This window comes from Verrucomicrobiota bacterium, from assembly GCA_019247695.1.
In the GTDB taxonomy this organism is placed as follows: domain Bacteria; phylum Verrucomicrobiota; class Verrucomicrobiia; order Chthoniobacterales; family JAFAMB01; genus JAFBAP01.
In genome coordinates, this window is the sequence record JAFBAP010000144.1 from 19,667 (window position 1) to 28,469 (window position 8,803).

The window sequence follows — 8,803 nt, forward strand, 5'->3', positions numbered from 1 at the left end:
AAGCTAGCCGGCACGAAATTCAAGCCAGCTGCGCCACGCCACCAAAGCCATCCACAGGTAATCCGCAAGCAGGAATCGCTGGGGCAACCACGGCGACGTGACTGCAAGCAGTGCAACCGCGACGGCGGTCAGGCCGAAGTACCATCGCAGAAAGGCCGGCGGCGCCGCAGCCTTCAGATAGAGCCATGCGCCGGCGATTGCGTGGGCAGGAAAGAGCCAGCATAAATTCCAATTCTGGTGCGCCACGGCGTACCGCGTGTACAGGGAAAACGTCAGAATAAAAGCGCCCACCAGCCCAACCAGGAAAAAGAACGCCGCCGAAAGCCGGGCGCAACGGCCGCGCCTTCGCACGAACCAAACGGCGAGCCACACCACCGTGAGGCAGAGCAATACCGGCAATGGTTCGAGCCACGGCGGGAGTTGCGGCAGGGGCTGCGCTTCGTAATAGCGGCGGTGTTCAGAGACCAAAGGCCGGCCGTTCACCCGGGCCTCGAGCACGGCACGTTCCAGGTCTGCCGGCAGGAAGGAGGCGGTGTGCGGGTCAACCGGACGGTCCACCCGGGCGCCGAGCAAAAGGTAAAGGCCGAACCCGGTCCACGGAATCCGCTGCAGGTACGGGTCAAGCATCCCGCGGAAGGTTTGGCCCGGGGTTACCGTCGCCACCAAGGGTTGGCCGAGGATTCTCTCGAAGGCATCCCGGATCCGGGTCGAACAATTATCGAACAGGAAGTCGTAAAGGTACCCCCGATGCTCGGGCAACAGGTTGATCTCGAGGTCACGAAAAAGGGTCTGCTTCTGGTCCGGGGTCAGATCCAGCACCTGTTCGGTCACTCCCTGACCCAGTTCACCCCGCTCACTCATTTCGGCCAGGGCAGGCCCCACCGCCAGCAGGTAAAGCAGGTCGCCCCGGGCGAATTTCAGGTAAAAGTTCGGCGTATCGAAATCGAAGGTGCCGTAGTTGTAGAGCCGGTCAAACCCGAGCTCGTCGTCCTGGACTCGGATCGAGCTATGCCCAAAGGCGGTGTAAAGCTCTTCGCCCGGACTATATGTCACGAGCGAAACGCGGGCCTCGTCCGACAGGCGCGGCACTTGGATGGCCTGCCCTTCACGCAGCGGTTGCGCTACCGCCACGCTCAGCAGCAGGCCCGTACCGAGAAGAAAGGCTGTCCAGGTTTTCAGCCGGACAAGAAAACGCTTTTCCAAGGAAGCGATTTTACAGGATCAGCCCGCCGCCGCAACGCGCTCCGGCCGGCTGGCGGCGGCGGCGAGACGTGAGATGATCCGGGCGGGGACTCGACCTTACGCCGCTCTCGTTTTGGCATCGGCCTCCAGCTCGGCCCATAAACGGTTCAAGGCGGCGGCAAGCTCCGCCTTTGCCGCCGGCAGGGTCTGTTCATTCAACCCTTCACGCTTGCCCGACAGGTAAAATTTCATTTTCGGTTCCGTTCCGGAAGGGCGAACCACCACCCGGCGATCGTCCTCGAGGAACAGCATGAGCATGTTTTCCTTCGGTATAAGGTCGCCTTCGCTATCGGTGATCCCGCCCCCGCTGAAGTCACGGATGCCCGTTACCCTGGCGCCGTCCAGGGTCGCCGGCGGATTCGCCCGATACGCTTCGACCAATCGTTTGATCCTGGCGGCGCCTTCAGCCCCTTCAAGTACCAGCCAGTTGCTCTGTTCCAGGTAGTAGCCAAACTGGAGGTAAATGCGGTCCAGCAGGTCATCGAGGGTCACGCCCTGAGCCTTTGCGTACGCCGCCACTTCCGCGAACATCATCACCGCGCTGTTGGCGTCCTTGTCGCGAACGAAATCCGCGCCGCTGTAACCGTAGCTCTCCTCGCCGCCGAACACGAAATACGTCGATTTCTCGAGCCGCAAACGGCGGGTCTCTTCCTCGGACAGCGACCGGTATTGCAACTGCGGGAGTTCCGGAAGGGCGTGCTCGTATTTTGCCAGTTTCGCCCCGACGTATTTGAAGCCGGTCAGGGTTTCCACGCACCGGAGACCTTCCGCCAGCGCGATGACCTTCTGCAGGTCCGTCGTCACGAAGGTCTTGATGATCACGGCGCGACCGGCGTTCTCCGGGGTCAGGACACCGAGCTCCTTCAGGGTCCGGATCCGGTACCAGGCGAGCAACGTCCCAAGCTGGTTCCCCGATAAGAGCTGCACCTTTCCGTGCCGATCCCGGTATGCCGCCCCCATCCGGTCGGCATCCGGGTCGGTTCCGATGACGAGATCGGCGTGCTCGCGATCGGCCAGCGCCATGCCAAGGCTGAGCGCCTCCGCGTTTTCCGGGTTAGGTGATCTTACGGTCGGAAACCCGCCGTCGGGGCTGTCCTGCTCGGGCACCGTCAATACCCGGAAGCCCAGTTCCCGCAGCAACGGGACCGAAATGGTGCCGCCGGTCCCGTGAATGGCCGTGAACACAATTATTAAATCCTTCTGCGCAGCGATGATCTCCGGCCGCAGGACAAGCGTCCGGAGCCGCTGTTTGTAAAGCTCATCGAACTCCGGGCCCAGCACCGTGATTTTCCCGCGTTCGGATTGCGTCACGGCGCGGTAAACCTCGCTTTCGACCCGGTTGACTTCCGCGATGATTCCTGAAGCGTGCGGCTCCACCACCTGCGCCCCGTCCGAGAAGTAAACTTTATAACCGTTATCGTGGGGAGGATTATGGCTGGCGGTGATCACCACGCCGGCAATGGCGTTGGTATGGCGCACGGCAAAAGAGAGCTCCGGCGTTGAACGCGGGCCTTCAAACAGGAAAACGTCGCAGCCGAGTTCGGACGCCACTTTTGCCGCGTACCCGGCGAATTCAGGGGAAAAATAGCGGGTATCATGGGCGATGACCATGCTGGGGCGCGCTTCCGGCGCTTTACCTCCCAGAGGGGTTTTTGTCCCCAGATGCGCGCGAGCATAATGCACCAGACCCTGGGTGGCCCGGCTCACGTTGTAGAAATTTAACGCATTGGTTCCAATGCACGGAAATTCCGGGCGGGCACCCGCGGGTACTGTGCCCCGTTCGGCTGCAGCGACGATTTTGCCGATCGTGCGTCCGCGGAGGCCACCGGTGCCGAACGCGAGTGCTTTGAAAAACCGGTCGTTGAGTTCCGACCAGAGTTTTCGGGATACCAGTTCCTCGATCGACGCCCGGTACACGGAGTTATTGCCCCCGGCGAGAAGTTGCCTGATGTTGTGCGCACTCGTCCCCAACAGCTGGCCCGCCTCGACCGCCCGGCTTATTGCTTCGAGCTGATCATTCGTCATCATGTCAGGATCTAGCTTCCCCGAATGCATTCGCAAATCCCCAAACTCTGTTCCGAGAAAATTCTTGCCGCCCACCGGCGGCGAGCGAAAACGTTGCCGCCTGAGACGGATGCCTTCCGGCTGGTCGACGGCCGCGGCGACGAGCTTGACGGTATCACAATCGATGCCTTCGCCGGAAGCTGGCTCGTTCAGACGCGCCCAGGGTTCCCGCTCCCGCCGTTTCCACCCGAACTCGGCTACCGGTCGGTGTACCGCAAGCTGCTGTCGCCGGAAAAACGGGAGACCCCTGAGCACCTGGCCGGTGAGAGGCTGACGGGTCCCTTTCTGGTCCGGGAGAATGGGTGCAAATTCTGGGTCGATTTTCAGGCCGGTTATTCGCAGGGCTTGTTTCTTGACCAACGTGACAACCGCAGCGAATTGCGCCGCCGCAGCAACGGTAGAACCGTGCTGAACACGTTCGCCTACACGTGCGGTTTCGGCGTGACCGCAGCCCTGGGAGGCGCCCTCACGGTCAACCTCGACCTTTCCCGGAATTTCCTCGACTGGGGCAAACGGAATTATGTCGCCAATGGGATCGACCCGTCACCCCACGACTTCATTTACGGCGATGCGTTTGATTGGCTCCGGCGGCTTAACCGCCGCGAACGGCGCTTCGACATCGTGGTGCTGGATCCCCCAACCTTTTCCCGAGACCGCCATTCGCACGTCTTCCAGCTCGAACACGATTACCCCTCCCTGATTGACCTGGCGCGCGGAGTCCTTAACCGGGGCGGCACGCTCCTTTGTTGCGCGAATACTCATCGTTTGCCGGCTGCGCATTTTCAGGCCCTGCTGCGCTCAGCCCTGCCGCCTTCGGCAAGCCTGGCGCCGCGCCGGATACCCGAAGACTTTCCAGGCTCGGATTACCTGAAGACCTTTTGGGCGGAATTGTAAATTTGAAGTAACGCAAGGCGACGGCACGGACGCCGGGAACCGAAATTTTTCCTGTCTTAACTGGCTTGCGTTCGACGCCCGGTCATGAGAAGACACGGCGCACCGTCTGCTCACGCGGGAACGGCCACTGCAACTCTCCGGGAATATGCGCTTTTTAACTGTTATCGTACTTGTCGCCGGCATTTTCGGGCTCGCCGGCTGCGACAACCGTACCCAAGAGGACCGGCGTTGGGAACAGATCGCCACCAATCTCAGCTCGACGGAAAACATCCAGCCGTGGCACGAAGCCCGGACCCCGTGGAGCAGCGAAGAACACCACGAAGGCACCGCGTGGTGAAGAGGGGAGTGCCGAGTGCCGGGTCACACGGCGGGCACAGCGGGGTTGGCGGGCACAGCGACTGAGTTCACACGGCGAACACGGCGGACCACGGCGAACACGGCGGGAAGAGGAAGGCCAGCAGTGAGGGCGGCTGGGCAGGCACGCGAGAATCTACGCCGTCTTTGCCCCGGAGCGGCGAGCGTACTCGGCATTAACGTTCCAGGCTACCGCCGCTCCGGGGCAAAGACGGCGTAATCCTTGCCGGGGGCCGAATTCGGGGCCGAACATCGGGTGCTGGGTAATTATGCCTTCCCGCCGTGTTCGCCGTGGTCCGCCGTGTGAACTCTTACGTTGTGCCCGCGGTACCCGCTGTGCCCGCCGTGTGACTCGACACTCGACACCCGACACCCGACACCTTCCGTCATTTGTGGCATTTCCCCATGCGCTCGTACCGCACGATCCGAAATTCTCTGGCGTCGCGGATTTCTTCCACACACCGGAAAAGGTGTTCGTACGCCGGAAAAAATGCGTCGCCCGGGTAATCCGTTTTGACGTGCGTCACCAGCAGTTGGCGGCAGCGGGCCAGAAGGACCCGGTAAATTTCCGCGCCGCCGATGACGAAGACTTCCCGTTCGTAACGGCCAGGATCAAACTCGGCCGGGGACCGGATCATCTCGACTCCCTGAAATTCAAAGGACCGGCTCACCACGAGGTTGGCGCGTCCCGGCAACGGTTTCCCGAGCGACTCAAAGGTTTTCCGGCCCATGAGGACCGGATGACCGAGCGTTGTTTGCTTGAACCAGCGCAAATCCTCCGGTAACCGCCACGGAATTGCGTTCCGGTGCCCGATCACCCGCGAGGGCGTCATCGCCACGATCGCGGTCATACGGCGATCGGGGCTTTGATGGCGGGATGCGGGTGGTAATTCAGAAGTTCAAAATCGTCGTAAGTAAATTCATCCAGCCGCGACGGCGCCCGGCGCACCCGCAACTGCGGCAGCGGCCGTGGCTCCCGGTTAAGCTGTTCATGAACCTGCTCCCGATGATTCTGGTAAAGGTGCAGGTCGCCGAAACTGATGATGAGCTCCGCCGGTTTCAAGCCGCACACCGCTCCCACCATCGAGGTCAGGAGGGCGTAACTGGCGATATTAAAGGGCACGCCGAGGAACACGTCGGCCGACCGCTGGTAAAGGTGGCAACTCAGGCTGCCGTCGAGGACATAAAACTGAAAGAGGGCGTGGCACGGCGGCAGCGCCATCGAAGCGAGTTCACCCGGATTCCAGGCGCTCACGACCAGACGGCGGCTGGACGGGTCGCGCCGGATCTGAGCAATCACCGTTTCCAACTGGTTGATCGAGCCGCCGTCCGGTGTGCGCCAATCCGTCCACTGCGCGCCGTAGATACGGCCGAGGTCGCCGTTCTTATCCGCCCATTCATCCCAGATCGTCACGCCATGGTCGCGCAGGAAACGCAGGTTCGTGTCGCCGCGAATGAACCAGAGAAGTTCATACGCGACCGACTTGAAGTGCACGCGTTTGGTCGTCAGAAGGGGAAAGCTCTCGGAAAGGTCAAACCGCGCCTGGGCGCCAAATATGGAAATCGTCCCCACCCCGGTCCGGTCCTGCCTTGGCTTTCCTTTTTCTAAGACGAGCCGGAGCAGTTGGTGATACTCTTTCACGGAAAAGCAGGGGGGTACGGGGCGGCCGGGTTGGCCCTCCATAGTTCAAGTCTCCGTTTGAAAAACAATCCGAAAAAGACAAAAGACACCTGAATTTCAATCAAGTCATGGATGCGCAAACCATGTCAGGCTTAGTGGACACGCAAAACTTGCCTGACGACCGGGAGATCGCGATCGACCGGGTCGGCGTGACGAACGTCCGTTTTCCCATCGTCGTCAGGGACAAATCCCGCCAATCCCAAAACACGGTGGCGCTGGTCTCGTTGACGGTTGACTTGCCGCACCACCATAAAGGGACGCACATGAGCCGGTTTATCGAAGTGCTCAACGAGCACGGCTCCGTCGTCCACGTCGAAAACATCGAGATTATCCTGCGTCACCTGCAGAAACGCCTGCGTTCACGCCAAGCGCACGTGAGCTTCGAATTTCCCTATTTCATCGAAAAGGCGGCGCCGGTCACAGGCGCGGTAGGGCTCATGGACTACACGATAAAGTTTACGGCAACGGCCAACCATGACGACATCGATTTCGTCGTCACGGTAATCGTGCCGGTTACGACCCTTTGCCCGTGCTCCAAGGCGATCAGCGTCCATGGCGCCCACAACCAGCGAGGCCAGGTCACGTTCAATGTGCGTTCCCGGGCGTTCATCTGGGTTGAGGATCTGATCGAGATGGTCGAAAGCTCGGCCAGTTCCGAGCTGTTCAGCCTGCTTAAGCGGCCGGATGAAAAAGCCGTCACCGAGCGCGCGTACGAAAACCCCGTGTTCGTCGAAGATCTGGTCCGGAATGTGGCGTTACGGGCAAATCGCGACCCGCGGATCACCTGGTACCGGGTGGAAGCGGAAAACTATGAATCCATTCACAACCATAACGCTTACGCCATGATCGAGAAGGGCTGACCGACCGTCCGCAATTCGGGGTTGCGGACCGGGCAGATGGCATTACTTTGGTCCCCTCTCCAAGGGTTGGTAGCTCAACGGTAGAGCAGCGCCCTTTTAAGGCGTTGGCTGTGGGTTCGAGTCCCACCCAACCCAGTCTTTTAACTCACTCGGCGCGAAGGAGTTACGCCAATTATCTTGGCAATCTTTCCCAGTCTAGCCGCCATAAAAAGTAGAAAAAGTACACATTGTATTGCGTTTGGTGTGATAGACGGTGATAGCATATCACGCATACGGCGTGATATTCGTGATAGGTGACATCGTGATATGAAACCGATTCCCTTCGCAAGCGAAACAACCCCGTGGCGCGTCCGGGTGCCAGCCAAGTTCAGCCCTACCAGTAGGGTGCAGATGAAATACTTCCGAACGAAGTCCGCCGCGCTTGACTTCATTGCCAAGCTCAACAACGAGCGGGCGCAATACGGCAACCAAGCCGTTACACCCGAAGAGCACGCGGCAATCACGCACGCCCGGCACTTGCTCAAAGTAGAGACCCTAGACCCTAATCTCATTAATGAGATCGTCGCCCATTGGCTTAAGACCGGCTCGGGCGCGGTCACCAAGCGCCGGTTGTTTGAGGCGGTGGACGAGTACATTGCGTGGGCGGAAGGCCAGCCGAAAAAATTTAGCAAGCGCACCTTGTCCGATATCCGCTGGCGGATGCGCGACTTCAGTAACTTTGCTGCCGATGATCCGGTACACCAAATCAGTGAAAAGGAAATCCAAGCGTACCTGGACGCGAAAAACGAAGGATGGACGCGCCGCTCCTTCTTTAAACGTTTACGGCCGTTCTTCCGCTGGGCGCGAGCGCAACGGATTATCGCGCAAAATCCAACGGAACAAATGGCGGCACCCTCGATAGGGTACCACGCGCCGGAGGTTTACACGCCGGACGAGTTGCGCGACATCCTCGACCATTGCGAACAGACCGGCTCAATCGACATGCTGCCTTATGTCGTGCTCTCGGCTTTCGGATTCTTGCGCCAAGCGGAGCTTGTCCGCGAACGGCGGGAGGATCAGGTCTTGCAATGGGAGCACGTCCAGCTTGACCGGGAGCGCATTTGGGTGCCGCACGGAGTGGCTAAACGCACAAATCGAGATCTGGGTGACGAGAGATTCATCCCGGTTCTTCCGGCGTTGCGGCACTGGCTAGAACCGGTTGCCCGGAAGACCGGTCCCGTAGTCCCTTGGACCCACCGCAAGTTTTACCAAAGGCTTACCGAAATAATCGACGGCTCCGGAGTAGAAGGCGTCAACAACGGGTTGCGGCATTCTTGCATTTCGTATTTCCTCGCAGCTAATTCCGAAACGGCAATCGGGACCGCGGCGCGCTACGCGGGCAACTCTGAGGGCACCACGCGCAAGCATTACCTCCGCGTACTAAGCAAAGAGCAAGGTGACGCGTGGTTCGCTATCCGCCGGGCGGACTGATTAATTGCGAGCAACGCGGATACACGAGCCGGGCACAATAAGCCCGGCTTTTTCGTTGCTGGGTGGCGGTTGTCCGCGGATTGGGCGCCGCAAGCGGGTTAAAATTCCACTAGCGGATCTGATCGCGCTACGTTGATTGTTGTGCATGGGATGCAAACCCAAGGGCGCGGGCGGCGGACGCGGCGGGCGCCGGGAGAACGCGGGCCGGAAGCGCGGGCCGCGGCGCGTTAAGATCGGT

General features: G+C 60.3%; 8 protein-coding genes and 1 tRNA gene. 5 read left to right on the top strand and 4 right to left on the bottom strand.

The window, feature by feature from the left end:
- Window positions 1–3 precede the first annotated feature (3 nt).
- Both JO015_16560 and JO015_16565 read right to left on the bottom strand, forming a co-directional pair.
- Window positions 4–1,203 (bottom strand): DUF4105 domain-containing protein, encoded by a 1,200-nt coding sequence (locus JO015_16560; GenBank protein MBW0000712.1) that lies wholly within the window; start codon window positions 1,201–1,203, stop codon window positions 4–6.
- Window positions 1,204–1,299: 96 nt separating this feature from the next.
- Window positions 1,300–3,267, bottom strand: coding sequence for a phospho-sugar mutase (locus tag JO015_16565; protein ID MBW0000713.1), 1,968 nt, complete (start codon window positions 3,265–3,267; stop codon window positions 1,300–1,302).
- 24 nt (window positions 3,268–3,291) lie between these two features.
- Between JO015_16565 and JO015_16570 the strand changes: the two genes are divergently transcribed.
- Window positions 3,292–4,200 carry a class I SAM-dependent rRNA methyltransferase gene (locus tag JO015_16570; protein MBW0000714.1) on the top strand — a complete coding sequence of 303 codons (909 nt, stop codon included), beginning with the start codon at window positions 3,292–3,294 and terminating at the stop codon, window positions 4,198–4,200.
- A 145-nt stretch (window positions 4,201–4,345) separates the two neighbouring features.
- Complete coding sequence (locus JO015_16575) at window positions 4,346–4,537, top strand: hypothetical protein (protein MBW0000715.1); 192 nt, start codon at window positions 4,346–4,348, stop codon at window positions 4,535–4,537.
- Window positions 4,538–4,940: 403 nt separating this feature from the next.
- Here JO015_16575 and JO015_16580 read toward each other — a convergent pair whose 3' ends face one another.
- Together JO015_16580 and JO015_16585 are read right to left on the bottom strand one after the other, a co-directional pair.
- Window positions 4,941–5,405, bottom strand: a complete 465-nt coding sequence (locus tag JO015_16580; GenBank protein ID MBW0000716.1) for a dihydrofolate reductase — start codon at window positions 5,403–5,405, stop codon at window positions 4,941–4,943.
- Window positions 5,402–6,238 carry a thymidylate synthase gene (locus tag JO015_16585; GenBank protein ID MBW0000717.1) on the bottom strand — a complete coding sequence of 279 codons (837 nt, stop codon included), beginning with the start codon at window positions 6,236–6,238 and terminating at the stop codon, window positions 5,402–5,404. The genes JO015_16580 and JO015_16585 overlap by 4 nt, the downstream gene beginning before the upstream one ends.
- 65 nt (window positions 6,239–6,303) lie before the next feature.
- Here JO015_16585 and JO015_16590 point away from each other — a divergent pair, with 65 nt between their 5' ends.
- The 3 genes from JO015_16590 (at window position 6,304) to JO015_16600 (ending at window position 8,565) form a co-directional block, all read left to right on the top strand.
- Complete coding sequence (locus JO015_16590; protein MBW0000718.1) at window positions 6,304–7,095, top strand: GTP cyclohydrolase I FolE2; 792 nt, start codon at window positions 6,304–6,306, stop codon at window positions 7,093–7,095.
- 63 nt (window positions 7,096–7,158) lie between these two features.
- Window positions 7,159–7,230 (top strand) — tRNA-Lys (locus tag JO015_16595).
- A 255-nt stretch (window positions 7,231–7,485) separates the two neighbouring features.
- The gene (locus JO015_16600; protein ID MBW0000719.1) at window positions 7,486–8,565 is read left to right on the top strand and encodes a hypothetical protein; all 1,080 of its coding nucleotides are present in this window, start codon (window positions 7,486–7,488) and stop codon (window positions 8,563–8,565) included.
- Window positions 8,566–8,803: the final 238 nt, after the last annotated feature.

Excerpts from the sequence above, each read along its gene's own strand:
- JO015_16580 (MBW0000716.1), bottom strand. The coding sequence starts at position 5,405 with ATGACCGCGATCGTGGCGATGACGCCCTCGCGGGTGATCGGGCACCGG.
- JO015_16565 (MBW0000713.1), bottom strand. The coding sequence starts at position 3,267 with ATGACGAATGATCAGCTCGAAGCAATAAGCCGGGCGGTCGAGGCGGGC.
- JO015_16570 (MBW0000714.1), top strand. The coding sequence starts at position 3,292 with ATGCATTCGCAAATCCCCAAACTCTGTTCCGAGAAAATTCTTGCCGCC.
- JO015_16575 (MBW0000715.1), top strand. The coding sequence starts at position 4,346 with ATGCGCTTTTTAACTGTTATCGTACTTGTCGCCGGCATTTTCGGGCTC.
- JO015_16585 (MBW0000717.1), bottom strand. The coding sequence starts at position 6,238 with ATGGAGGGCCAACCCGGCCGCCCCGTACCCCCCTGCTTTTCCGTGAAA.
- JO015_16590 (MBW0000718.1), top strand. The coding sequence starts at position 6,304 with ATGGATGCGCAAACCATGTCAGGCTTAGTGGACACGCAAAACTTGCCT.
- JO015_16600 (MBW0000719.1), top strand. The coding sequence starts at position 7,486 with ATGAAATACTTCCGAACGAAGTCCGCCGCGCTTGACTTCATTGCCAAG.